Source organism: Saccharothrix espanaensis DSM 44229, from assembly GCF_000328705.1.
Lineage (GTDB): Bacteria > Actinomycetota > Actinomycetes > Mycobacteriales > Pseudonocardiaceae > Actinosynnema > Actinosynnema espanaense.
Genome location: NC_019673.1, coordinates 1,091,660 through 1,114,865 on the forward strand (window position 1 = coordinate 1,091,660; position 23,206 = coordinate 1,114,865).

General features: G+C 72.9%; 19 protein-coding genes and 2 pseudogenes. 16 read left to right on the top strand and 5 right to left on the bottom strand.

The genetic code is table 11. From position 1 onward, the window contains the following. Positions 1 to 40: 40 nt before the first annotated feature. Entirely contained in the window at positions 41 to 937 is an 897-nt protein-coding gene (locus BN6_RS05235) for a toll/interleukin-1 receptor domain-containing protein (RefSeq protein WP_015098503.1), read from the bottom strand. 246 nt (positions 938 to 1,183) lie between these two features. Between BN6_RS05235 and BN6_RS46475 the strand changes: the two genes are divergently transcribed. Continuing rightward, entirely contained in the window at positions 1,184 to 1,357 is a 174-nt protein-coding gene (locus BN6_RS46475; RefSeq protein ID WP_158509346.1) for a hypothetical protein, read from the top strand. A 272-nt stretch (positions 1,358 to 1,629) separates the two neighbouring features. Here the strand turns inward: BN6_RS46475 and BN6_RS05240 are convergent, their stop codons facing one another. Further along, the gene (locus tag BN6_RS05240; RefSeq protein WP_015098504.1) at positions 1,630 to 4,560 is read right to left on the bottom strand and encodes an AfsR/SARP family transcriptional regulator; all 2,931 of its coding nucleotides are present in this window, start codon (positions 4,558 to 4,560) and stop codon (positions 1,630 to 1,632) included. Positions 4,561 to 4,721: 161 nt separating this feature from the next. On the opposite strand from BN6_RS05240, the gene BN6_RS05245 reads away from it, so the two are divergent. The 6 genes and pseudogenes from BN6_RS05245 to BN6_RS05265 all read left to right on the top strand — a co-directional run bounded on the left by BN6_RS05245 (position 4,722) and on the right by BN6_RS05265 (position 8,922). Further along, positions 4,722 to 5,303, top strand: a complete 582-nt coding sequence (locus BN6_RS05245) for a vWA domain-containing protein (protein ID WP_015098505.1) — start codon at positions 4,722 to 4,724, stop codon at positions 5,301 to 5,303. 86 nt (positions 5,304 to 5,389) lie between these two features. Beyond that, positions 5,390 to 6,310: a hypothetical protein gene (locus BN6_RS05250; RefSeq protein ID WP_015098506.1), complete on the top strand. Its 921-nt coding sequence runs from the start codon at positions 5,390 to 5,392 to the stop codon at positions 6,308 to 6,310. 240 nt (positions 6,311 to 6,550) lie between these two features. Then, positions 6,551 to 6,901, top strand: a pseudogene (locus BN6_RS48390) (carboxyl transferase domain-containing protein). After that, the gene (locus BN6_RS48395) at positions 6,829 to 7,047 is read left to right on the top strand and encodes a carboxyl transferase domain-containing protein (protein WP_231905365.1); all 219 of its coding nucleotides are present in this window, start codon (positions 6,829 to 6,831) and stop codon (positions 7,045 to 7,047) included. The pseudogene BN6_RS48390 and the gene BN6_RS48395 overlap by 73 nt, the downstream one beginning before the upstream one ends. 16 nt (positions 7,048 to 7,063) lie before the next feature. Next, positions 7,064 to 7,258, top strand: a complete 195-nt coding sequence (locus BN6_RS05260) for an acyl-CoA carboxylase subunit epsilon (protein ID WP_041312004.1) — start codon at positions 7,064 to 7,066, stop codon at positions 7,256 to 7,258. Positions 7,259 to 7,291: 33 nt separating this feature from the next. Next, positions 7,292 to 8,922 (top strand): annotated as a pseudogene (locus BN6_RS05265) (acetyl/propionyl/methylcrotonyl-CoA carboxylase subunit alpha). On the opposite strand, the gene BN6_RS47615 reads toward BN6_RS05265, so the two are convergent. Next, complete coding sequence (locus tag BN6_RS47615) at positions 8,912 to 9,115, bottom strand: hypothetical protein (protein WP_041312007.1); 204 nt, start codon at positions 9,113 to 9,115, stop codon at positions 8,912 to 8,914. The pseudogene BN6_RS05265 and the gene BN6_RS47615 sit on opposite strands and share 11 nt — an antisense overlap. 253 nt (positions 9,116 to 9,368) lie before the next feature. Beyond that, positions 9,369 to 10,025 (bottom strand): transcriptional repressor LexA, encoded by a 657-nt coding sequence (gene lexA, locus BN6_RS05275; RefSeq protein WP_041312009.1) that lies wholly within the window; start codon positions 10,023 to 10,025, stop codon positions 9,369 to 9,371. Positions 10,026 to 10,195: 170 nt separating this feature from the next. On the opposite strand from lexA, the gene BN6_RS05280 reads away from it, so the two are divergent. Further along, complete coding sequence (locus BN6_RS05280) at positions 10,196 to 10,930, top strand: polyprenol monophosphomannose synthase (protein ID WP_015098511.1); 735 nt, start codon at positions 10,196 to 10,198, stop codon at positions 10,928 to 10,930. A 30-nt stretch (positions 10,931 to 10,960) separates the two neighbouring features. Here BN6_RS05280 and BN6_RS05285 read toward each other — a convergent pair whose 3' ends face one another. Then, on the bottom strand, positions 10,961 to 12,388 hold the full coding sequence (locus BN6_RS05285) for a gamma-aminobutyraldehyde dehydrogenase (RefSeq protein ID WP_041312012.1): 1,428 nt from the start codon (positions 12,386 to 12,388) through the stop codon (positions 10,961 to 10,963). A 140-nt stretch (positions 12,389 to 12,528) separates the two neighbouring features. Here BN6_RS05285 and BN6_RS05290 point away from each other — a divergent pair, with 140 nt between their 5' ends. The 8 genes from BN6_RS05290 (at position 12,529) to BN6_RS05325 (ending at position 23,205) form a co-directional block, all read left to right on the top strand. Further along, entirely contained in the window at positions 12,529 to 13,041 is a 513-nt protein-coding gene (locus BN6_RS05290; protein WP_041312016.1) for an Lrp/AsnC family transcriptional regulator, read from the top strand. Positions 13,042 to 13,188: 147 nt separating this feature from the next. Then, positions 13,189 to 14,571 carry an aspartate aminotransferase family protein gene (locus BN6_RS05295; RefSeq protein ID WP_015098514.1) on the top strand — a complete coding sequence of 461 codons (1,383 nt, stop codon included), beginning with the start codon at positions 13,189 to 13,191 and terminating at the stop codon, positions 14,569 to 14,571. Positions 14,572 to 14,782: 211 nt separating this feature from the next. Further along, positions 14,783 to 16,270 (top strand): amidase, encoded by a 1,488-nt coding sequence (locus tag BN6_RS05300; RefSeq protein WP_051075444.1) that lies wholly within the window; start codon positions 14,783 to 14,785, stop codon positions 16,268 to 16,270. Between the two features lie 20 nt (positions 16,271 to 16,290). Then, positions 16,291 to 17,541: an alpha/beta hydrolase family protein gene (locus tag BN6_RS05305; protein WP_015098516.1), complete on the top strand. Its 1,251-nt coding sequence runs from the start codon at positions 16,291 to 16,293 to the stop codon at positions 17,539 to 17,541. Positions 17,542 to 17,632: 91 nt separating this feature from the next. Further along, positions 17,633 to 18,979 carry an MFS transporter gene (locus BN6_RS05310; RefSeq protein WP_148302737.1) on the top strand — a complete coding sequence of 449 codons (1,347 nt, stop codon included), beginning with the start codon at positions 17,633 to 17,635 and terminating at the stop codon, positions 18,977 to 18,979. Beyond that, complete coding sequence (locus tag BN6_RS05315) at positions 18,976 to 19,749, top strand: SDR family NAD(P)-dependent oxidoreductase (protein ID WP_015098518.1); 774 nt, start codon at positions 18,976 to 18,978, stop codon at positions 19,747 to 19,749. The genes BN6_RS05310 and BN6_RS05315 overlap by 4 nt, the downstream gene beginning before the upstream one ends. Before the next feature lie 32 nt (positions 19,750 to 19,781). Further along, positions 19,782 to 21,035 carry an aminotransferase class V-fold PLP-dependent enzyme gene (locus BN6_RS05320; protein WP_015098519.1) on the top strand — a complete coding sequence of 418 codons (1,254 nt, stop codon included), beginning with the start codon at positions 19,782 to 19,784 and terminating at the stop codon, positions 21,033 to 21,035. 82 nt (positions 21,036 to 21,117) lie between these two features. After that, entirely contained in the window at positions 21,118 to 23,205 is a 2,088-nt protein-coding gene (locus BN6_RS05325) for a hydantoinase/oxoprolinase family protein (RefSeq protein ID WP_231905004.1), read from the top strand. Position 23,206: the final 1 nt, after the last annotated feature.

Consider the following 23,206-nt stretch of genomic DNA (forward strand, 5'->3'; position numbering starts at 1 on the left):
CCCACCCCCTCGGGGGCGGGGAGCGCGTCTGATCACGCGGTCATCCGACGGTCGAGGCGAGCACCGCGTCGATCCGCTGCCAGAGGGCGGTGAACAGTTCCTCCCGCCGGTAGGCGCGCGGCGCGCCCCCGCCCCCGAGCACCGAGAAGTCGTGCACTTCGAGCAGGGCCGTGCCCACGCCGGTGTCGTAGACCGGGCGTGCCCAGCCGTTGGTGAGGGCACCGACCCCGTCGGTCTTGCCGACCACGAAGTTCACCGTCTCGTCGCCGCCGATCCCGCCGCGCTGGATGTCGAGCGCGTACACGGTGTCGCCCGCCCGCTCGACCCGCACGACGATCCGCGCGTCGCCGACATGCGCGGTGCCGACGAGCCCGCGCTGTTCCAGCCGCGGCAGCGCGGCGGCGAACTGCTCGCCCAGGTAGCGCAGCGTCGCGTCCTGCTCCGCGTAGCGGCTGAAGGTGGCGGGCACGACCGGCTCCGGCTCCGCCGCCGGGGTTGACCCCTTGGCCTTGAGCACCACCTCGCCGACCGGCGCGCGTTGCCGCCCGACCGCTTCCGCCGTCTCGATCCGGGCGGCCAGCGCCTCGGTGAGCTGGTCCGGCCGGTGGACCGTGCCGCGCACGTAGGTCACGTGCGGGTGCAGCAGGTCCGGGGGCACGGTCACGTCGCCGAGCAGCACCGGCAGCACGTGCTCGTCCCCGGCCTTGACCGCGCGCAGCGCGGCCGTGGTGAAGTCGTCCACCTCCGACACGAAGGGGACGAAGAACCGGACCCGCGCGTCCGGCAGGTCGCCGCCTTCCTTGTGCGCCCACCACTCGTGGGTCTGCTCGGGGCCGTGCAGCACGGTCAGCCCGCGCTGCTTGAACGCTTCGACCACCTCCTCGACGGCGGAGCGCTGCTCCTCGGCGAACGACACGGCCACGTCGTACTCACTCACGATCGAACCTCCCTGTTCACACCGGCGGGGTGCCGGCCGTCCTGGTCTGCGGGCACAGCATCGGGACCGCGTGTCGACCGGAAGTGGACGAGGAGTGGATGCGCCGCCGTATCCCGTCGGCTCTGCCGTCGGGAAATAGGAAACGCCTGGTCCTCCGGAGTGCGCTGGTGAATCATCAGCAATGCGGGTGAAATTGGCGGACAAATCGTCCGCAGTGCATTCATCGACTTCTTCGGAGGATTCGCCATGTCCAGGACCACGTCCACCGTCGTGTCCAGGTTCGGTTTGTCGCTGGCCGGGTTGTGCGCTCTCGTCGCGGTGTTCGCGCTGGGCGGCGGTGCCGCCGCCGCACCGCTCGACGAGTGCCCGCCGCCCACCACGGTCACCGTCGGTCCGGACGGCAACCCCTGGCACGGCTGACAACGCGCGAACAGTCGCCGTAGGCCGCAGGGTGTTCCGCGAGCGGGTCGGGTGGTCGTGGCGGCCTCGCGTGGCCGCCTGCCCGGTCCCGGTCAGATCGTGCGGCCTGGCCTTTCGGTGAATCGCTCCGTACATTCTTTCCGGCGCGTGGACCGGGCTCGCGGTTCGCGCGGCACGCTTTTCGGAACCGGAACATCGCCGGCCAGGCGCGGCGGCGTCGAAGAAATGCCCGGAGGGCGCGGTCCACCGCAACCCTCCGGGCAGGACGCCGTTCAGCGGCAGCCACAGGTCAGGACCGCGTGCTCGGCCCGGACCTCGCCTGCTTCGGGTTGGCCGAGCGCGACGAACGCGGCCTCGGCCGCGTCCCAGTGTTCGACGGCGGTGGTGTGCTGCCCCAGCGCGTGCAGGTTCCGGGCGACGCCGAGGTGGGCGTGCGCCCCGTGGCCGCGACTTCCCGTGCCGGTGGCCAGGTCCAGCGCCGCCCGGTAGGAGCGCAGCGCTTCCGCTCGGTCACCGCGGGCCTGAGCGGTCGCGGCGCGGTCGAGGTAGAGCCGGGTGCGGAGGTCGGCATCGGACACCTCGGCCGCGATCGTCCTGGCCCGTTCCTGGTAGCGGGCGGCTTCGTCGAGTTCACCCCGTGAGCGGAGCACGTTGCCGGTGTAGTTCAAGGCGTAGGCCGCGAGGCAGTCGTCGCCGAGTTCGCCGGCCAGTTCGTACGCCTCCAGGTGCGCGGCGAGCGCCTCGTCGGTCAGGCCGAGTCGTTGCTGCACCGTGCCCAGGTTGTTCAACGCGTGCGCCAGTCCTTGCACGTGGTCGACCTCGCGCAGCATCGGCACCGCGGCGAGGTGTTGGCGCAGTGCGAGGTCGAGGTCGCCGCGTTCCTCGTTGAGCACGCCGAGCATGCTCAACGCGTGCGCTTGGCCGCGGACGTCCTCGCACTGCCGGTACTTCTCCAGCGCGGCGCCGAAGTTCTCGATGGCCTCGTCGTGCCGGCCGAGTTCCATCAGGGGGACGGCGATCGCGCACAACGTGACCGCCTCGCCGAGCACGTTGCCGAGCCGCCGCCACCCCGCCAGCGCGCGGGTGGCGAGTTCCAGCGCGTCCGCCAGCCGCCCGAGCCGGTCGTAGGCGGTGGCCAGCCGGAGCAGCACGTGCGCCCGGCCGTAGTCCTCGTCCGGCTCGGCGCACACGACTCCGCGGGCCAGTTCCATGGTTTCTACCCAGTCCTCGAACCGGCTCGTCGTGTGGAAGTGGCGCCAGATCAGCACCGCCAGCCGCCAGGTGTGCCCGGGCAGGTCGTGATCGGCGGCGTAGCGGATCGCGGCCACCAGGTTGTCCCGCTCGGCGGTGATCCACGCCGCCGCGTCCCGCTTGTCACCGAAGTGGGGAACCACCCGGCTGGTGCGGTGCACGGCGGGCAACTGCGCGCGGTCGAACGGGTAGGCGGTGCCCACCGCGTCCGCCAGGCCCACCAGGTAGAAGTCGAGCAACCGCAACAGGGCGTCCGCGCGCTCGGTCGCCGTCGTCGGCGGCGGCTCCGCCGCCGCGAACTCCTTGAGCGGGTCGAGCATCCGGTAGCGCTCGGGCGCGACCTCCTCCAGCAGGCACACCTCGTGCAGGTCGTCGAGCACCGCGCGCACCCCGGCGACGTCGCGGGCCACCAGCGCCGCCGCGCCGACCACGTCGAGGTCCGGTCCCGGGAGGTGGCCGAACAGTCGGAAGACCTCCCGCTGCGGCGGGTCGAGCTGGAGGTAGGACACCCGCACCGCGGCGGTACCCGCCACGTCGTCGACGTCCGCGTTCCACGGCCCGCTCTCCTCCAGCAGGCGCAGCAGGTGGCGCAGCGGCCACCGCTCGTGCCTGCGGAACAGCGCCGCCGCCACCCGGATCGGCATCGGCAGATGTCCACAGCGCTTGACCACATCGGCGACCTCGGCCGCCCGGCCGCGCAGGCGCAGCGGGCCCGCCAGCGTGTGGAACAGCGCCAGCGCGTCCTCGGGCGGCAGCGGGGAGAGCCGGACGTGCTCGCCGGTGTCCGGCTCGCCCACCCGTCGGCTGGTCACGACCGCCAGGCAGTCCGACGCCTCGGGCAACAGCGACCGCACCTGCTCCGGGGAGCGCGCGTTGTCCAGCACCACCAGAGTCCTCGTGCCGTACAGCTCGGTCTGGTACAGCGCGAACTTCCGGTTCACCGAAGCCGGGATCTGCTCGGCCGGCACCCCCAGCTCGACCAGGAGCTGGGTGAGCGCGTCCGAGACCGTCACCGGGGGCAGGTTCGGGGTGTACCCGTTGAGCCGAACGAGCAACTGCCCGTCCGGAAAGCGGTCCCGCAGCCGATGGGCGGCCTCCACGGCGAGCCCGGTCTTGCCGACTCCGGGCGCGCCGCTCACCCACACCGCGCGGCGCTCGCCCGGTGCCGAGGCGACCGCCCCGATGGCCGCCAGCTCCGCCTCCCGACCGGTGAACCCGCCCGGCCGGGACGGCAGGTAGCCGGCCGGCTCACCGCGTTCCGCCCGCGCGGCGAGCTTGCGCAGCTTCGGCCCGGGCTCCCAGCCCTCCCCGGCCAGGGCTTCGCGCGTGTGGTGGAAGACCCGGATCGCCTCGACCCGGTCGCCGCCGGCGATCAGCGCCCGCATGAGCAGCTCGGCGTGCTTCTGCCGGGCCGGGTCGGCGCGCACCACCGGGCGCAGCCGGTCCCGCGCCGACCGGTGGTCGCCCGCGTTCAGCTCCAGCTCGGCCAGGTCGCCGACCGCGTCGAAGTAGCCGTCGTCCGGGTACAGCACCTCGGTGCCGCCGACCCGGTCGATGTCGATGTCCTCCAGGAACCGCCCGCGCCACAGGTCCACGGCGGTGCGCAACAGCCCGATCGCCCGACGCGGGTCCGCCGCGCGCGCCGCCTCCTCCTGCAGCCGGGCGAACCGGGTGGTGTCCAGCTGGTCCTCGCCCACCTCCAGCTGGTAGCCGGTCGGCGTCGTCTCGATCGAGACGTCGTCCACGTCCCGGAAAGCCGTGCGCAGCTTGCTGATGTACCCGCGTACCAGCACCCGGCGCTCCGGGTTGCCGCCCCAGACGATGTCGGTCAACTTCTCGGGGGACACCGGCCTGTTCGCGTGCAGGAGGAGCACGACGAGGACGAACCGCTGCTGCTGGTCCCCCAACGGCACCCGAGCGCTCCCGTGCCACGCCTCCAGCGGACCCAGCATCCGAAATTCCACGCCACCTCCCGGTTCGCGAGCTTGGTGTCTGCTGCGGATGTCGCATCAGCGACCCTCCGCGTGTCCGAATCCGCTCGGGATCCACCTTCGGTAGACAAACACCGGCCAGGCTCCGACTTGTCCGCAAAAGGAGTGGAAGGGGGAGCCGAATGGTCTCCGACGTGGTGCCGTGCTACGTGGTGTGCGACATGTCGCTCTCGATGGCCGACCACCTCGAGGAGGTGAACGCCGGCCTCCGCGAGTTCCGCGGTGCCGTCCACGCCGACCTCTCACCGGGTGCGCGGATCATGACCTGCGTGGTCGGGTTCGCGGCCGCACCCACCGTGCTGCAACCGCTGGGACCCGCGGCGGCGCTCGCCGAACTGGGTTCGGCGGGACCCGGCGCGGCAACCAACTTCGGCTCCGCGTTCGCGCTCCTGCGCGAGATCATCGCCCGCGACGTCCGCGCTCTGAAGGCGTGTCGCCACCGGGTCCACCGGCCGGTCGTCTTCTTCACCTCCGACGGCCGGGCGACCGACCCGGCGGCCTGGCCCGGGGCGTTCGCCGCGCTGGCGGACCCGGACTGGCCGGCCCGCCCGACCGTGATCGCCTTCGGGCTCGGCGCCGTCGACAGCGACACCCTCGACCGGATCGGCACGTCCCGCGCCTTCCTCGGCCAGGACGGCATCCGGCTGGGCACCGCGCTGGCAGTCTCGGTGACGTCGACGGCACGACGCCGCGACCGCGTCTAGGCCATCCACGATGCGTCCACCGCCGGTCCACCGGCCCGCCGCACGCTGCACCGGAGAACACGGCGGGGATCGACAGGGGTGAGCCGATGAACGCGTACGCGGACCTGGTCCGGGAGCTGAAGTCGCTCCGCAAGGGGCGCGGCGTGCTGGCCGACGGGATCGGCGGCCGGGTGGGGCCGAGCCTGCGCGCGACCTGCGGCGTGACCGAGGGCGACGAGCCGGGCGCCATCCGCCGGAAGGTGTCCGCCAGGCTCACCGAGCTGGCCGGGCGGCTGCCGGCAGACCTGCGCCTGGCGACGCTGGCGGCGTTCGCCATCGAGTGCGAGGCGCGGCTTCCCCTCTACCAGGACCGGGTGCACTGGGCGGCGGTCCGGATGGACCGCGACCCGCGCACGGTCCGCCGCCGGGTCGACGAGGCGATCAACCACCTCGCCGAGTTGGCCGCCGAGGCGCCCCGGGACCGGCCGGACGGTCCGTCGGTCGGGTGGCGCACCGCCGAGCTGCACGTCGTGCTGGTCCTGGACCGCTCACATCCCGAGGTGATCGAGCGGCACCGGATCGTCGCCGACCGGGACGGGCTGCGCGAACTGACCTTCACGCCCCCACTCCCGCTGGACCGGCCCGGCGTCGACGTGCGGGTCCTGTACGGCGGGACGCTGGTCGACCGCTCGACCCCGACCCTCGCCCTGCCGACGACGGTCATCGAGGGCCACTCCCACGACTTCGCGATCCGCCTCCGCCCCCCTACGTCGCGCGTGATGCGGCCGTACCTCTTGTACGTGCCACAGCAGCCGTGCGACCTGCTCGTCCTGCGGGGGCGCTTCGGCGACACGGGCGTCCCGCCACGGGTGTGGGCGTTGCACGGTGCGAGCCAGCGCGACGGTGTCGATCTGACTCGCCACGGCAACCGTCGCGTGGTGGACCAGGCCGGCGAGATCCACGTGCGCTTTCGCCGACTCGTACCGGGCTTGGCCTACGGCGTGCGCTGGGAAGCGTCGAGCGACTAGGGCCGAGGTCTTTCGACGTCGGCCCGGTGTGCGCGATCGGCTCCTGGTGGGTCCGTGCCTGGAGGACGTGCGGCTGCTGCTGTCGATGCTGCCCGCCAACAACCGGGAGCAGCCGCCCGTCCTGCCGGTGGGCGACCCGGTCGACCGCCGCGGCGACGGCCTGCACCGGCTGGTGCCGACCGACGGCAACCGGCCTACGACATGCGGGCGGTGGTGGAGGAGGTCGTCGACGACGAGTTCGTGCTTGAGGTGCAGGAGGGCTGGGCGGCCAACGTCGTCTGCGCGCTGGCCCGCTTGGGCGGGCGGGTCGTGGCCAACCAGCCGTCCGTGCTGGCCGGCGCGCTGGACATCGCGGCGTCGGAGAAGGCGGCGCGGTTCGTGTAGTTCTGCGACTGCTTCACCATCCCCATCGTCACGTTCGTGGACGTGCCCGGCTTCCTGCCCGGGGTGGGCCAGGAGCACGACGGCATCATCCGGCACGGCGCGAAGCCGCTGTCCGCATCATCTTCCGGCGGGACATCGCCGCCGCGAACGGCGACCGGGAGGCGGTCCGGGCCCGCAAGATCGACCTGTACCGCGACGAGCTCATGAACTTCTCGTACGCCGCCGAGCGCGGCCTGGTCAACGACGTGATCGACCCGGCCAAGACCCGGCCCGTGCTCATCCGCGCCTTGGAGGTGTTGCGCTCCAAGCACGCCGACCTGCCGCTGCGCAAGCACGGCAACCCACCCCTGTAGGCAGGAAGGAGCGGTCATGGCGGAAGACCCCGTCCTCCGCGTCGAGTCCGGGACGCTCGACGACGTCGAGCCGGCCGCGTTGACGGCCGTGCTGTGCCTCGTCGGGCGGCCGAGGCCGGACGACGCGCGACCCCCGGCCACCACCCGGTGGCCGCACCCGGAGCGGGCCGCGGTGTTCGTCCCGCCGCACAGCCGGCGCAGCGACGGCTAGTGAATCCGAGCAGACCGACCAGAGGAGCCACAGGTGCACAAGGTGCTCATCGCCAACCGGGGCGAGATCGCGGTCCGGGTGATCAGGGCGGCCCGGGACGCGGGGATCGGCAGCGTCGCGGTGTACGCCGAGCCGGACGCCGACGTCCCGTTCGTCGCCTTGGCCGACGAGGCGTTCGCGCTGAGTGGCGCGACGGCGGTCGAGACCTGCCTGGCGGCCGACAAGGTCCTGGCGCACGCCCGGCGCAGCGGCGCCGACGCGATCCACCCCGGCTACGGCTTCCTGTCCGAGAACGCCGACTTCGCCCACGCCGTGCTCGACGCCGGGCTGACCCGGATCGGGCCGAGCCCGCAGGCCATCCGGGACCTCGGCGACGAGGTGACCGCGCGGCGGATCGCCGAACGGGTGGGCGCGCCGCTGGTCCCGGGCACCGACCTGGTCGACGACGTCGGCGAGGTGGTCCCGTTCGCCGGGCGGCACGGCCTGCCGGTCGCCATCAAGGCCGCGCACGGCGGCGGCGGGCGCGGCCTGAAGGTCGCGCGCACGCTGGAGGAGATCCCGGAGCTGTTCGAGTCCGCGACCCGGGAGGCGATCGCCGCCTTCGGTCGCGACGAGTGCTTCGTGGAGCGCTACCTGGACCGGGCGCGGCACGTCGAGGCGCAGGTGCCGGCCGACCGGCACGGCAACGTGGTCGTGGTCGGCACCCGCGACTGCTCGCTGCAGCGCCGGCACCAGAAGCTGGTCGAGGAGGCCCCGGCGCCGTTCCTCACCGACGACCAGCGGCGGCTCGTCCACGACTCGGCCAAGGTCGTCTGCCGCGCGGCCGGGTACGCCGGGGCGGGGACGGTGGAGTACCTGGTGCAGGGCGCGACCGTGTCGTTCCTGGAGGTCGACACCCGCTTGCAGGTCGAGCACCCGGTCACCGAGGAGACCGCCGGCATCGACCTGGTGCCGGCGCAGTTCCGGATCGCCGAGGGGCACCCGCTGGACCTCGCCGACGACCCGGGGCCGCGCGGCCACGCGATCGAGTTCCGGATCAACGGCGAGGACGCTGGCCGGGGCTTCCTGCCCACGCCCGGCACGATCACCCGGTACCGCGAACCGGCCGGGCCGGGCGTCCGGGTGGACTCGGGGGTGCCGGCGGGCAGCGTGGTCGGCGGCGGGTTCGACTCGATGCCGGCCACGCTCGTCGTCTGGGGACCCACCCGCGAGCAGGCCCTGCGGCGGGCCCACCGCGCGCTGCGCGAGTACGAGGTCGAGGGGATCGCCACCGTGCTGCCGTTCCACCGGCACGTCGTGGGCCACCCGGTGTTCGCCGGGACGGGTCGTTCGACGTGCACACCAGGTGGATCGAGACCGAGTGGGACAACCCGGTCCCACCGCACACCGGCGTCGATGTGCCGGACGGCGGGCTCCCGCGCCGGCGGGCCGGCATGACCCTGGTGACCGGCGACGCGATCACCGCGCCGATGCAGGGCACCGTGGTGAAGGTCGCGGTGTCCGAGGGGCAGGGGGTCGCCGCCGGTGACCTCGTCCTGGTGCTGGAGGCGATGAAGATGGAGAACCCGGTCACTACGCACAAGGCCGGCGTGGTCACCGGGCTGACTGTCAAACCGGGTGCCGCGATCACGCAGGGGACCGTGCTGGCCCAGCTCAAGCAGTGACGTCCGGGCTCGCGGCACGCAGGTTCGGGTCACCAGTGGCGTTTGCCTGCCACACATCGACACCGGGCCAGGCCGAAGCGACGCAGACCCGGTCCACCGTGGAGGGATTCGCCCCGAGCAGCGCGCCGATGAGCAGGGCCGCGCAGAAGCGGTTCAGGTCGGCGGTAGCGGAGATCAGCTCGCCGCCGCCCACTCCAGTCGGGTTCATCCTGGTGGCGTCGACGAAACCCCGGCCCGGCGGGAAGCACGGGGGCTGGCGAATGCCACGTCCAGGAGTTCATGGGCGTGCAGGTGCGCTCGCCGTCGCGCAGGCGCAGCAGGGCCGCAGACGGGTGCCGCGACCGTCAGCAGGGCGGCTGGTTTTGTTCACCTGGCCGGAAGTCAGGGCGCGCGGCGTCCGTGGACCATCAGGTTGTCCTCCGGGTCCATTGTGGTGCGTTGGAGGGCTAGACGCTGCGCAGGACCGAGACCACGACGCCCAGGATCGCCGCGTGGTCGCCGGGGATGGGGGCGTACGCGTCGTTGCGGGGCTCGAGCGAGACGTGGCCGTTGCGGCGCTGGTAGACCTTCACCGTCGCCTCCTCGTCGATCATCGCGGCCACGATCTGGCCGGAGTGCGCCTCGGTCTGCCGGCGCACGACGACGATGTCGCCGTCGCAGATCGCCGCGTCGACCATCGAGTCGCCGCGCACCCGCAGGCCGAACACCGTGCCCCGGCCGGTCAGCTCGCGGGACAGGGTGATCGTGTCGTCCACGTGCTCCTCGGCGGTGATCGGCGTGCCGGCCGCGATGTGGCCGACCACCGGGACGGCCACCGATTCCGCTGCCGGCCGGCGCGTGCCGGGGGCGTGCAGGAACGCGCGGACGTCGATCGGGCGCGAGACCGTGTCGCCGCGTCGCAGGAAGCCCTTGTCCTCCAACGCGGCCAGGTGCCGGGAGACCGCCGACGCGGAGCGCAGGCCGACCGCCTCGCCGAGCTGCCGGGTGCTCGGCGAGTGCCCGTGCCGGACCACCCAGTCCCGGATCGCCACCAGGATCCGCTGTTGGCGCGTCGGCAGGGCCGAGGCGTCGAGGTCGTCGAACACGTCGTCGTAGGCGGTCACCTCCGGAATGGTAGAGAGCGGTTGACCGGGGCCCGTCCCGGGTAGGTGGAGGTGCGCGTCGGGTGACCGAACCGCCGGTTCGAGTGGTGCTCCGGCGTGTGGTGAATAAGGTGGGGCCGGTCGGCCGGACCGGCGGGCAACGCTCAACGGAAACTTCTCAGGGGTCCAAGATGGAATCGAGTTCGCCCAAGGTGACGGTGGTCGTCCCCACCTACGACGAACGGGACAACCTGCCGGTGCTGGTCGACCTCCTGGCCGGTCTGGACCTGCCCGACCTGCACGTCCTCGTGGTCGACGACAACTCGCCGGACGGCACCGGAGCGGTCGCCGACGCACTCGCCGCGTCCGGCCCGGTGCCGCTGTCGGTGCTGCACCGCACCGAGAAGAACGGGCTCGGCCGCGCCTACGTCGCCGGCATGCTCAAGGCGTTGGACGAAGGCGCGGACATCGTCGTGCAGATGGACGCCGACCTGTCGCACCCGGCGAGCGTCATCCCGACCATGGTGCGGACGCTCGCCGAGACCGACGCCGCCGTGGTGATCGGCTCCCGGTACGTCGAAGGCGGTTCGGTGGCCGGTGAGTGGGAGTGGCACCGCAAAGCGTTGTCGGCGTGGGCGAACATCTACGTCAACACGATCCTCCGGTTGGGCGTCAAGGACGCCACGGCCGGGTTCAAGGCGTGGCACGCCGCCACCCTGCGCAAGATCGACATCGGCTCGATCCGGAGCAACGGCTACGCGTTCCAGGTCGAGATGAACTACCGGGTGACCCAGCGCGGGATGCGCATCCGGGAGGTGCCGATCCGGTTCGAGGAACGCGCCGAGGGCACGTCGAAGATGAGCTTCGCGGTGCAGGTGGAGTCGGCCCGGATGCCGTGGAAGCTCCGCTTCGGCCGCAAGCCGTAAGGGCCGGCGGGGCCGGCGGGGCGGCCGGGGTCAGTCGAGGGCGCTCATGACGTGCTTGACCCTGGTGTAGTCCTCCAGGCCGTAGAGCGAGAGGTCCTTGCCGTAGCCGGACATCTTGAAGCCGCCGTGCGGCATCTCGGCGACCAGCGGGAGGTGCGTGTTGACCCACACGCAGCCGAAGTCCAGCCGCCTGGTCAGGCGCAGGGCGCGGGCGTGGTCGCGGGTCCACACCGAGGACGCCAGGCCGTACTCCGTGTCGTTGGCCAGCGCCACCGCCTCCTCCTCGTCGGTGAACCGCTGCACGGTGATCACCGGGCCGAACACCTCGTCGCGGGCGATCTCGTCATCGGGGCGCACGCCCGCCACGACGGTCGGCGCGTGGAAGTAGCCGCGGTCGCCCACGCGGGTCCCGCCGCACACGATCGTGGCGTGCTCGGGCAGCCGGGCCAGGAACCCGGTGACCCTGGCCAGGTGGTCGGCGCTGTTGAGCGGGCCGTAGTCGGCGTCCGGGGTGTCACCCGTGCGGGTGGCGCGGGCGCGGTCGACCAACGCCGCCAGGAACTCGTCGTGGACGTCGTCGTGCACCAGGACGCGGGTCGCGGCCGTGCAGTCCTGACCGGCGTTGAAGAACCCCGCCTCGGCGATCGCGGCGGCGGCGCGGAGCAGGTCGGCGTCGGGGAAGACGACCACCGGGGCCTTGCCGCCCAGTTCCAGGTGCACGCGCTTGAGGCCGGCCGCCGCGGCGGTGGCCACCTCGATCCCGGCGCGCACCGAACCGGTGATCGACACCAGGTCGGGGCGGGGGTGGGCGACCAGCGCGCGGCCGGTGTCGCGGTCGCCGCACACCACGTTGATAACGCCGGGCGGCAGGTACTCGGCCGCGACCTCGGCCAGCAGCAGGGTGCTCGCGGGGGTGGTGTCGGCGGGCTTGAGGACGACGGTGTTGCCGGCGGCCACGGCCGGCGCGATCTTCCAGACCGCCATCATCAGCGGGTAGTTCCACGGCGTGACCTGGGCGCAGACGCCGATCGGCTCGCGCCGCACGAACGAGGTGTGCCCGGCCAGGTACTCGCCCGCCGCCTTGCCCTCCAGCACGCGCGCCGCGCCGGCGAAGAACCGCAACTGGTCCACGGCGGCAGGCAGCTCCTCGGACCGGGTGAGCGCCAGGGGTTTGCCGGTGTCGGTCCCCTCGACCCGGATGAACTCCTCGGTGCGGGACTCCAGCGCGTCGGCCAACCCGAGCAGCGCGCGCTGGCGGTCGGCCGGGGTGGCGTCGCGCCAGGTCTCGAACGCGGCGGAGGCGGCGGCCAGCGCGTGGTCCACATCGGACGGACCGGACCGGGGCGCGGTCGCATACACCTCGCCGGTCGCCGGGTCGACCACGTCGAGGGTGCGGCCGTCCGCGGCGTCCCGGTGCGAGCCTGCGACGAAGTTGCGGAAGGTCTGCTTGGCGCTCATCGGACCGGGCGTCCTCTCGTCGGCTGGCTCTAGGGCGGTCATGAAACGCCGCCCCGATCCATGGTGTCAATGCGAACTGTGCGACGGAATTCGTCGTCACGCGGACTGGATCCGGTCGCCGTGCCGGGCCGGTCTCGGGGATGATCCGGCGGGTGAACACCGACGAGAACCACCGGGACCGGCCGGCGCCACCGGTGCTGGACGACCTCTCCCGGGCGATCATCGCGCAGTTGCAGGAGGACGGCCGGCGGGCGTACGCGACGATCGGCAAGGCCGTCGGCCTGTCCGAGGCGGCGGTGCGCCAGCGGGTGCAGCGGCTGTCCGACTCGGGCGTGATCCAGATCGTCGCCGTGTCGGACCCGTTGCAGGTCGGGCTGCTGCGCCAGGCCATGGTGGCGATCACGGTGGACGGTCCGCTGGAGCCGGTGGCCGACGCGCTCGCGGCGATGGCCGAGATCGACTACGTGGTGCTGTGCGCGGGCCGCTACGACGTGCTGTGCGAGGTCGTCTGCGTGGACGACGCGGCGTTGCTGGAGCTGATCTCGAACCGGATCCGGCTGGTGCCGGGCGTGCGCACGACCGAGGTGATGGTCTACCTGAAGCTGCGCAAGCAGTCCTACCAGTGGGGCGTGCATCCGCAACGAAATCCGTAGGTGTAGGCGCAGAACTCATCTGAATTCGTTGTACATGCGGCGACAGGGCAACTGATTCCCTTGCCGAGTGGTGTCGGGGCGTGAGATAACGGGAAGGGCCGGGCCGCACGTCGCCCCGGCGCTCACCAGCCCGTTGCGAGGAACCCCATGACTGCGACCTCCCTTCCCGCCGGCTCGCCGGACCTGACGCGCGCCGCCCGTGACCACCTCTGGCTGCACTTCACGCCGCACGGCACCGACGCGACCGCGCCGATGATCGTCCGGGGCGAGGGCGCGTACCTGTGGGACGACACCGGCAAGCGCTACCTCGACGGGCTGGCCGGCCTGTTCGCGGTGCAGGTCGGCCACGGCCGCGAGGAACTGGCCGAGGCCGCCGCGCGGCAGACCCGGCGACTGGGGTACTTCCCGCTGTGGGGTTACGCGCACCCGACCGCCGCCGAACTCGGCCGGCGGCTCGCCGAGGCCGCGCCCGGCGACCTGAACCGGGTCTTCTTCACGGTCAGCGGCGGCGAGTCGGTGGAGACCGCCTGGAAGCTCGCCAAGCAGTACTTCAAGCTCACCGGCAAGCCCACCAAGCACAAGGTGATCAGCCGGGCGATGGCCTACCACGGCACGTCGCAGGGCGCGCTGTCGATCACCGGCATCCCCGGCGCGAAGGCGGCCTTCGAACCGCTGGTGCCGAGCACGGTCCGGGTGCCGAACACGAACTTCTACCGGGCCACCGAGCACGCCGACGACCTGGACGCGTACGGCCGGTGGGCGGCGGACCGGATCGAGCAGGCGATCGAGTTCGAGGGCGCGGACACCGTCGCGGCGGTGTTCCTGGAGCCGGTGCAGAACACCGGCGGCTGCTTCGTGCCGCCGCCGGGCTACTTCCGGCGGGTGCGCGAGATCTGCGACCGGCACGACGTGCTGCTGGTCTCCGACGAGGTGATCTGCGCGTTCGGCCGGCTCGGCCACGCGTTCGGGGCCGACCGGTACGGCTACCGGCCGGACATGATCACCACGGCCAAGGGGCTCACCTCGGGGTACGCCCCGCTGGGCGCGGTGCTGGTCAGTGACCGGCTGGCCGAGCCGTTCTTCGGCCACGGCGGGGACGCGTTCATGCACGGCTCGACCTACGGCGGGCACCCGGTGTCGTGCGCGGTGGCGCTGGCGAACCTCGAGCTGATGGAGCGCGAGGACCTCTACGGCCACGTGCTGGCGAACGAGTCCGCGTTCCGCACCACTCTTGAGAGGCTGTCCGATCTGCCTATCGTGGGGGACGTGCGCGGCGCGGGGTTCTTCTACGCTGTGGAACTGGTGAAGGACAAGGGGACCAAGGAGAGCTTCACCGCCGAGGAGGCCACCCGCGTGCTGCGCGGGTACCTGTCGAAGGCCCTGTTCGACGCCGGGCTGTACTGCCGGGCGGACGACCGCGGCGAGCCGGTCATCCAGCTCGCGCCGCCCCTGATCTGCGGTCAGCCCGAATTCGATGAAATGGAGCAGATTCTCCGCGAGACCCTCACCGCTGCCTGGACGCTGCTGTAGCGACTGACCGCGGTGCGTGCCCCGACTGGTGTCCACCGCTTCTGGAAGACGGCATTCCACGAATCTCGGCGGCACGGCCAACAAAGCGCTGACCAGGGCATAGTCCCTGGTAAGCGGGTCGTGCTGCCGATTTGGCGTGCTCTTTTCCGGCTGTTCGGAAGTAGCTGAAGAACTTCTTGCGCGAATGGCGGAATCAGCTACTATCGAAAACATGGTTAAAGGGCTTAACGATGTTTCCGGGACCGGCCCGGTCGCCGGGGACGAGTTCGCCGGGCTCGACGGGCTGGGCCAGGCGGAGCTCGTCCGGACCGGCCAGGTCACGCCGGCCGAACTGCTCGAAGCCGCCCTCGCGCGGATCGGGCGGGTGAACCCGGCGGTCAACGCGGTCGTCACCACGATGGCCGGGCAGGCCCGCGCGACCGCCGCCGGGCCGCTGCCCGACGGCCCGTTCACCGGGGTGCCCTTCCTGCTCAAGGACGGCGGCGGCGTCGGCTACGCGGGCGTGCCGATGACCTCCGCGAGCCGGTTCCTGGCCGACTACGTGCCCACCCAGGACGGTGAGCTCACCCGCCGCTACAAGGCCGCCGGGCTGGTGGTGTGCGGCAAGACCAACCTCTCCGAGTTCGGCCTGCTGCCCACCACCGAGCCCGAGCTGCACGGCCCGACCCGCAACCCGTGGGACCTCGCGCTGTCCGCGGGCGGGTCCAGCGGCGGCGCGGCGGCGGCCGTGGCCGCCCGGATGGTGCCGATGGCCAACGCCAGCGACAGCGGCGGCTCGATCCGCGTCCCGGCCGCCAACTGCGGCGTGTTCGGGATGAAGCCCACCCGGCTGCGGATCTCCTCCGCGCGCCGCCGGGCCGGCGTGTCGATGCGGATCGCGGTGCTCAGCGAGCACGCCGTGACGCTGAGCGTGCGGGACTGCGCCGCGCTGCTCGACGCCACCGCGGGCCCGCTGCCCGGCGACCCGTTCGTCGCGCCCCGCCCGCCGCGCCCCTACCTGGAGGAGACCCGGCGCGACCCGGGCCGGCTGCGGATCGCGGTCAGCGCCGAGTCGCCGACCGGGGCCCCGCTGCACGCCGACTGCGCCGCCGCCGTCGAGGACGCCGCCCGGCTGTGCGAGAGCCTGGGCCACCACGTCGAGTACGCCACGCCCCGGCTGGACGCCGCCGCGCTGGGCAAGGCGTTCGCCACGGTCTCCGCCGGCGGGCTCGCCTGGGACATCGCCCGCTTCGAGCGCCTGCTCGGCAAGACCGCGACCGCCGCCGACTTCGAGCCCGCGACCTGGGCGATGGTCGAACGCGGCCGCGCGGGCACGATCAGCCTGGCCGGCTACCTGGACGCGCTGGCCGAGCTCCAGGCCCTGTGCGACGACCTGGCCGCGTTCCAGGCCCCCTACGACGTGTGGCTGACGCCGACCGCCGGCGCGCCCGCCCCGCCGCTGGGCTCGTTCGACGCCCCGGCCGACGACCCGACCCGCGGCCAGCGCTTCGCCGCCGCCTACCTGCCGTTCACGGTGCTGTGCAACGTGACCGGCCAACCCGCGATGTCCGTGCCACTGCACTGGAACGCCGACGACGTGCCGGTCGGCGTGCACTTCGTCGGCCCGTACGGCGACGAGGGCCTGCTCTACCGGCTCGCCGCCCAACTGGAAGCCGCCCGCCCGTGGGCGCACCGCCGCCCGCCCCACTCGGCCACCTGACCGGACCAAGGAGAACGAGCATGACCGCACCCGAGAAGACCGGCACCGGACCCAGCGTGAACCCGCTGTTCCCCGGTCCGCACTGGACGTCGTTCCGGTTCATCGACAGCGACGTGATGGACAGCCAGTTCAAGCACCACCTCGGCCTGGCCCTCTACGGCATGTCCGACATCGGCGAGTGCCTGGAAGCCCTGCGCACGATCGGCGTGGACGACGAGGAGAGCTGGCTGCGCGCGTGGACCGCCCGCGCCGAGATCCTCCAGGAGCGCGCCGAGCTCGCCGAGAAGGAGGGCCGGCTGATCAGCGCGGCCAGCTCCTACCTGCGGGCGTCCACCTACTGGCGGGCCGGGCTGATCCACTTCAGCTTCCCCGAGGACCCGCGGATCAAGGCCAACGCGCTCAACAGCTACCACTGCTACGACCGCTACCTCGACCTCGCCGACTACCCCGGCGAGTACGTGAAGATCCCCTACGAGAACAGCTTCCTGCCGTCCTACCTGTACCGCAGCCCGCACGCCGAGGGCGCCGCGCCGGTGCTGATCTTCTTCCAGGGGCGCGACGCCTGGCCGGAGGACACCCGCTGGGTCTACGAGGGCGCGATGCGGCGCGGCTACCACTGCCTGGCCGTCCAGTGCCCCGGCCAGGGCATGGCGCTGCGGGTCAACGGCCTGACCTTCCGGCACGACTGGGAGAACGTGATCACGCCCGTCGTGGACGTCGTGGTCGCCCTCGACGGCGTGGACCCGGACCGGATCGGGCTGATGGGGTCCAGCTTCGGCGGCCACCTCGCGCCGCGCGCCGCTGCGTTCGAGAAGCGGATCAAGGTGCTCATCGCCAACCCCGGCTACCTCCAGTGGGGTCCGCCGATCCGCGCCCAGCTCCCCGACGTGCTCGCCGAGGCGTGGGAAGCGGGTCCGGACGCCTTCAACGCCGCCATCGCGGCGGTGGGCGAGCACTCGGCGCTGATCGAGTGGTACGTCCGCGACTCGGCGTGGAAGCACGGCGCGGGCTCGGCCTACGAGCTGTTCGCCGAGTTCGACGCGTGCGACCTGACCGACGTGGCCGGGCAGATCGAGGCCGACACGCTGATCATGGACGGCACCGAGGAGGCGTACTCGGAGGGCCAGGCCGAACTGCTCTACGACGCGCTGACGTGCCCCAAGAAGTTCCTGGTCTTCGACGAGTCGACGACCGCGCAGCTGCACTGCCAGGCGGGCGGCGAGGCCACCGCCGCCGAGTTCACGCTGGACTGGCTGGACGGCCGGCTCTGATCGCCACCCCCTTCCCGGCGGCCCCCTTCCCCTGAGGAGAAACGATGACGCGCGCCCCGATCCGCCTCTGCGAGGCCGCGCCTTGAGCGGCGTGACGGACGTCGCCCCGGCCGCGCCGGCACCGGTCGTGCGGCTGCGGGACACCCTGCGCCAGGGCGGGTGGGCGATCTGCCTGCTCGCCGTCCCGCTGGTGGTGATGGAGCAGCTGAGCCGCGAGGCCACCAACACGCTGGCGCCCGACATCCGGGACGCGTTCGGGATCTCCGACGCGCTGCTGGTGGCGCTGGCCGGGTTCGCCGGCGTCGCGCTCACCCTGGGCGGGCTGCCGATGGCGTGGCTGGCCGACCGGGTGCGGCGCAAGCACCTGGTGGTCGCCTCGGCCTCGGTGGGCGCGCTGTCGCTGGTGGGGGCCGGCCTCGCGCAGAACACCTGGCAGCTGTTCGTGGCCTACACGTTCACCGGGTTGGCCGCGGCCTACTCCAACCCGGTGTTCGGCTCGCTGATCTCCGACGCCTACCCGGTGGGCGGGCGCGGCCGGGTCTTCTCGTTGCAGGCCATGGCGACACCGCTGGGCCAGGCCATCGGGCCGGTGCTCGCGGGGGCGATCTCCGGCGTCGCGGGTGACGGCGACCAGGCGTGGCGGTGGGCCTACCTCGCGCTCGCCGCGCCGTACGCGGTGCTGGCCGTCACGGCGGCGCTGTTCCTCAAGGAGCCCGAGCGGGGGCAGGCGGACCGGCTGGGACTGTCCGAAGAGGACACCAGGCCGCACGAGCCGCCGGTCGGGACGTGGACGGCGTTCCGCCGGATGATGAAGGTGCGCACGTTCCTGTACATGTGCCTGGGGATCGGCGTGCTGGGCCTGGCGCTGTTCACCGTGCCGGTGCAGATGTCGATCCTGCTCGGCGACGAGTACGGGTTCGACGCGTTCACCCGCGGCCTGATCTTCTCGCTCACCCAGATCCCGGTGGTCGGGGCGATGATCTACGGCGGCCACCAGTTCGACCGGACCTACCGGCGGCGGCCGGAGCGGACCGTGCACATCGCGGGCGCGGCGATCCTCACGTTCGGCGGGCTGGTCGTGGTCGGCGTGTGGTTCCAGCCGATCGCGCTGCTGCTGGCCTGCTACGTGCTGGCCTCGGTGTGCGTGGGTGTCGCCCTGGTGGCGGTGAGCCCGCTGGTCGCCTCAGTCACACCGTTCGTGCTGCGGGCGCAGGCCTTCGCGCTGCTGCCGGTGTTCACGTTCCTGATGGGCGGGTTCTTCGGCTCGATCTTCGCGGGCATGATCTCCGGCTCCTACGGGCCGAGGCTCGCGCTCACCATCGCCGTGGCCGTCTCGGCGTTCATCGCCGGCTACCTGTTCCTGCGCGGCGGCCGGTACCTGGTCCACGACATCGACGCGGCGGCGGGCAAGCCGCCGGCAGCACAGGAGGAGCCGTGAGCACGGCAGGCAGTGTCGCGCCGAACCCGTTCGACCTGACCGGCAAGGTCTCCGTCGTCACCGGCGCCAGTTCGGGCATCGGGGCGGAGATCGCGCGGGCGTTGGCCGCGGCGGGCAGCGCGGTCGTGCTGGTCGGCCGGTCCACCGACCGGCTGGCGGTCGCGGCGGAGGCCGTCGCGGCGGTCGGGGCCGAGCACCACGAGGTGGCCGCCGACCTGCGCGACGACGGCGCGGCGGAGGCGGTCGTGGCCGCCGCGCTGCACCGGTTCGGCCGGATCGACGTCCTGGTGCACTCGGCCGGCATCTACGCGCAGGCGTCGCTGGCCGACACCACCGACGAGATCTTCGACGGGCAGTGGGAGACCAACGTGCGCGGGCCGTTCCGGCTGACCCGGGCGGCGCACCCGCACCTGGGCCGGGGCGCGTCGGTGGTCTTCGTGTCCTCGATGTCCGGGCACGTCGGCTCGCCCGACGACGCCGCCTACTGCGCCTCCAAGGGCGCGGTGGAACTCCTGGTGAAGGCCCTGGCCACGGAACTCGCGCCGGCCGGCGTGCGGGTCAACGCGGTCGCGCCCGGCAACGTGCACACGCCGATCAACGCCGGCCTGATCACGCCCGAGGTGCAGCGCGGGATCGAGGCGAGCACGCCCGCCGGCCGCGTCGGCGTGGTCACCGACATCAGCCCGGCGGTCGTCTACCTGGCTTCGGACGCCGCGGCGTACGTGCACGGCGCGAGCCTGCGCGTCGACGGCGGATTCACCGCCCAGTAGCCACTCTTCCCACCGAGCACGAGGAACACCCGATGAGCACATTCCCCAGCGGTGTCGGTCTCGACGCCTTCCACCGCGAACTGGACCGGCTGGAGCTGGTCTCCCGGTTCCCCGAGATGCCCCGCAACATGTTCGACGAGGGACCGCACCTGGTGACCACGCCGGAGCTGCCCTGGGGCGACGAGGTGCGCGAGCGTTCGATCGAGGCGTACCGGCGGTTCATCCACGGGGAGACGTGGATCACCGGCGGCGGCGCGCGGGAGATGGAGGCGCAGGTCGTCGGCTGGCTGGGCGGGCTGCTCGGCGCGGCGGAGCCCGCCGGGTTCGTGTCCTCCGGCGGGTCCGAGTCCAACATGTGCGCCATCCTCACCGCGAAGCACCTGGCCGGCCGCAAGGGCGGCAGCGTGGTGTTCCCGGACAACGGGCACTACTCGCTGCACAAGCTGTGCCGGATGTTCGACCTCGACCCGGTCGTGGTGCCCGCGCCCGAGGGCGCGCTGCACCTGGTGGACCCCGCCGCGATCGAGGCCGCCATCCGGCCGGACACCATCGCGATCATCGCGACCGCCGGCACGTGGGCGTACGGCAGCGTGGACCCGATCGCCGAGATCGGCGAGATCGCCCAGCGGCACGGGCTGTACCTGCACGTGGACGGCGCGTTCGGCGGGTACATCCTGCCGTTCCTGGAGCGCTGCGGGTACGACCCGACCATCCCGCCGTGGGACTTCCGGGTGCCCGGGGTCTGCTCGATCAGCGCGGACCTGCACAAGAACGGCATGGCACCGCCGCCCGCCGGCACGCTGATCTTCCGCGACCCGGAGCTGTTGGCCGCCGCCAAGGAGATCTGCCCGCCCAACGGGACGATGTCCGGCACGCGCGGCGCGGGTCCGATCGCGGGCGCGTGGGCGATGGTGACGCTGCTGGGCGAGGCCGGCTACACCGCCGTGTCGCTGAAGTCCATGGCACTGCGGGACGAACTGGTCGCCGGTGTGCGCGAGATCGACGGGCTCAGCGTCCACCCGGGGTCGCGGATCAACATGACGCTGATCCACTCCGGGACGCTCGACCTGCGGCCGGTCGCCGAGGAGCTCCGCGCCCGGGGCTGGATGTACGCGGCCCGCGCGGTGCCCGCGCCGGTGAGCATCGTCGTGGTCCCCATGCCGCACAACGACGGGCAGACCGCGCCGTTCCTGGCCGACCTGCGCGACGCGGTCGGGCTCGCGCTGCCGCTGGGCTCCGGCGTGGTGCCCGCGGAGCGGGAGAAGGTGTCCAGCTATGGGTTCTGAGCCGACCACCGGGCCGGTTCCCGGGCAGATTGCCGGGCCGATCCCCGGGCCGATCCCCGGGCAGATTACTGGGCAGATCCGGGTGTCCGTCGACATCGGCGGCACCTTCACCGACCTGGTCGTGGAGCAGGGGGCGGCGCTGCGGCTGTTCAAGTCGCCGACCGTGCCCGGCGACCCCGTGCTGGGCATCATGAACGCGCTGGAGATGGCCGCCGACGCCGACGGCGTGCCGCTGGCCGAGTTCCTCGGCCGGACCGGCTCGTTCGTGCACGCCACCACGCGCGGGCTCAACGCCGTGCTCACCGGCAACACCGCGCGCACGGCGTTCCTCACCACCGAGGGCCACCCGGACGTGCTGCTGCTGCGGGAAGGCGGCCGGCAGCGGCCGTTCGACTTCACCGTGCCGTTCCCCGAGCCGTACGTGCCGCGCTCGCTCACGTTCGAGGTGCGCGAGCGGATCGGGTCGACCGGGGAGGTGTTGCGGCCGCTGGACCTCGCGGCGCTGGAGCACACCTGCGACCGGTTGGCCGCCACCGGGGTGGAGGCCGTCGCGGTGTGCCTGCTGTGGTCCACCGTCAACCCGGAGCACGAACTGGCCGTCGCGCAGGTGCTGCGGCGTCGGCTGCCGGACGTCCCGGTGACGTTGTCGCACGCGCTCAACCCGTCGCTGCGGGAGTACCGGCGGGCGTCGTCGGCGGCGATCGACGCGTCGCTCAAGCCGTTGATGACCGAGTACGTCGCCGGGCTCACCGGCCGGCTGCGGACCGCCGGGCTGACCGGGCGGATCCTGATGGTCACCTCCGCCGGCGGGGTGGTGGACGTGCTGGACGCGGCCGACAAGCCCATCCTGACCATCAACTCCGGGCCGTCGATGGCCCCGGTCGCCGGGCGCGCGTACGCCACGGCCGACCTGGGCGCGCGGACCGTGATCGTCGCCGACGCCGGCGGCACCACCTACGACGTGACCCTGGTGCGGCGCGGCGAGATCCCGTCGACCCGCACGGCGTGGGTGGGCGACGAGGGCACCGGGCACATGACCGGGCTGCCGTCGATCGACGTGAAGAGCGTCGGCGCGGGCGGCGGCAGCATCGCGTGGGTCGACCCGGGCGGGCTGCTGTGGGTCGGGCCGCAAAGCGCCGGGTCGGTCCCCGGTCCCGCCTGCTACGGCAACGGCGGCACGGACGCGACGGTCACCGACGCGGCGCTGGTGCTGGGCTACCTCGACCCGGCGAACTTCTCCAGCGGGTCGATGACGCTCGACGCGCGGGCGGCGCTGGACGCGGTGACCGAGCGGGTCGCCCGGCCGCTGGGGCTGGACCCGATCGCGGCGGCGGACGCCGTGCTGCGGTTGACCACCGAGCAGATGGCGCACGCCATCCAGGAGATCACCCTCCAGCAGGGCGTCGACCCGGCGCGGGCGGTGCTGGTCGGCGGGGGCGGGGCGGCCGGGTTGAACGCGGTCGCCGTCGCCGCCCGGCTGGGCAGCCGCGAGCTGGTGATCCCGGCGGTGGGCGCGGCGCTGGCCGCCGCCGGGGCGCTGATGTCCGACCTGACCGCCGTGTACAACACCACCGTCCCGGCGGTGACCAGCAGCTTCGAGCCGGCGCGGGTGAACGCGGCGCTGGCCGGGCTGCGCGAGCGGTGCCGCGAGTTCACCGCGCACGTCGGGGCGGCCGAGGACGACGCGATCGTCACGCTGTTCGCCGAGGCCCGGTACCCGCAGCAGATCTGGGAGCTGGAGGTGCCGCTGCGGGTGGGCGCCTTCGTCGACGGATCCGACGTGACCGACTTCGAGGCCGACTTCCACGCCACCCACCAGCAGATCCTCGGCATCACCGACGAGGGGTCGCCGGTCGAGGTGGTGAGCTGGGGCGCGCGGGTCCGGGTGCCGCTGCGCGAGTCCGGCGGCGTGCTGACCGCCCGGCTCGGGCCCGCCGCGCCGCCGACCACCCGCCGCGCGTACGTGCGGGGGACCGGGATGACCGACGTGCCGGTGCGCTCGCTCGCCTCGATCGTGCCGGGCGAGCTGCTGCCCGGACCGCTGCTGGTCGAGTCGCCGTTCACCACGGTCGTGGTCGCCGACGCGAGCACGTGCGAGCTGAGCGGGTCCGGCTCGTTGATCGTCCACCCCGCGCGGGACGCCCGCCGGGCCGACACGGAGGTGGCCTGAC

Bases quoted from the DNA above. Each gene is read 5' to 3' on its own strand.
- BN6_RS46475 (WP_158509346.1), top strand. From the start codon at position 1,184: ATGTCCAGGACCACGTCCACCGTCGTGTCCAGGTTCGGTTTGTCGCTG.
- BN6_RS05240 (WP_015098504.1), bottom strand. From the start codon at position 4,560: ATGCTGGGTCCGCTGGAGGCGTGGCACGGGAGCGCTCGGGTGCCGTTG.
- BN6_RS05245 (WP_015098505.1), top strand. From the start codon at position 4,722: ATGGTCTCCGACGTGGTGCCGTGCTACGTGGTGTGCGACATGTCGCTC.
- BN6_RS05250 (WP_015098506.1), top strand. From the start codon at position 5,390: ATGAACGCGTACGCGGACCTGGTCCGGGAGCTGAAGTCGCTCCGCAAG.
- BN6_RS05260 (WP_041312004.1), top strand. From the start codon at position 7,064: ATGGCGGAAGACCCCGTCCTCCGCGTCGAGTCCGGGACGCTCGACGAC.
- BN6_RS05280 (WP_015098511.1), top strand. From the start codon at position 10,196: ATGGAATCGAGTTCGCCCAAGGTGACGGTGGTCGTCCCCACCTACGAC.
- BN6_RS05285 (WP_041312012.1), bottom strand. From the start codon at position 12,388: ATGAGCGCCAAGCAGACCTTCCGCAACTTCGTCGCAGGCTCGCACCGG.
- BN6_RS05290 (WP_041312016.1), top strand. From the start codon at position 12,529: ATGATCCGGCGGGTGAACACCGACGAGAACCACCGGGACCGGCCGGCG.
- BN6_RS05295 (WP_015098514.1), top strand. From the start codon at position 13,189: ATGACTGCGACCTCCCTTCCCGCCGGCTCGCCGGACCTGACGCGCGCC.
- BN6_RS05300 (WP_051075444.1), top strand. From the start codon at position 14,783: ATGGTTAAAGGGCTTAACGATGTTTCCGGGACCGGCCCGGTCGCCGGG.
- BN6_RS05305 (WP_015098516.1), top strand. From the start codon at position 16,291: ATGACCGCACCCGAGAAGACCGGCACCGGACCCAGCGTGAACCCGCTG.
- BN6_RS05320 (WP_015098519.1), top strand. From the start codon at position 19,782: ATGAGCACATTCCCCAGCGGTGTCGGTCTCGACGCCTTCCACCGCGAA.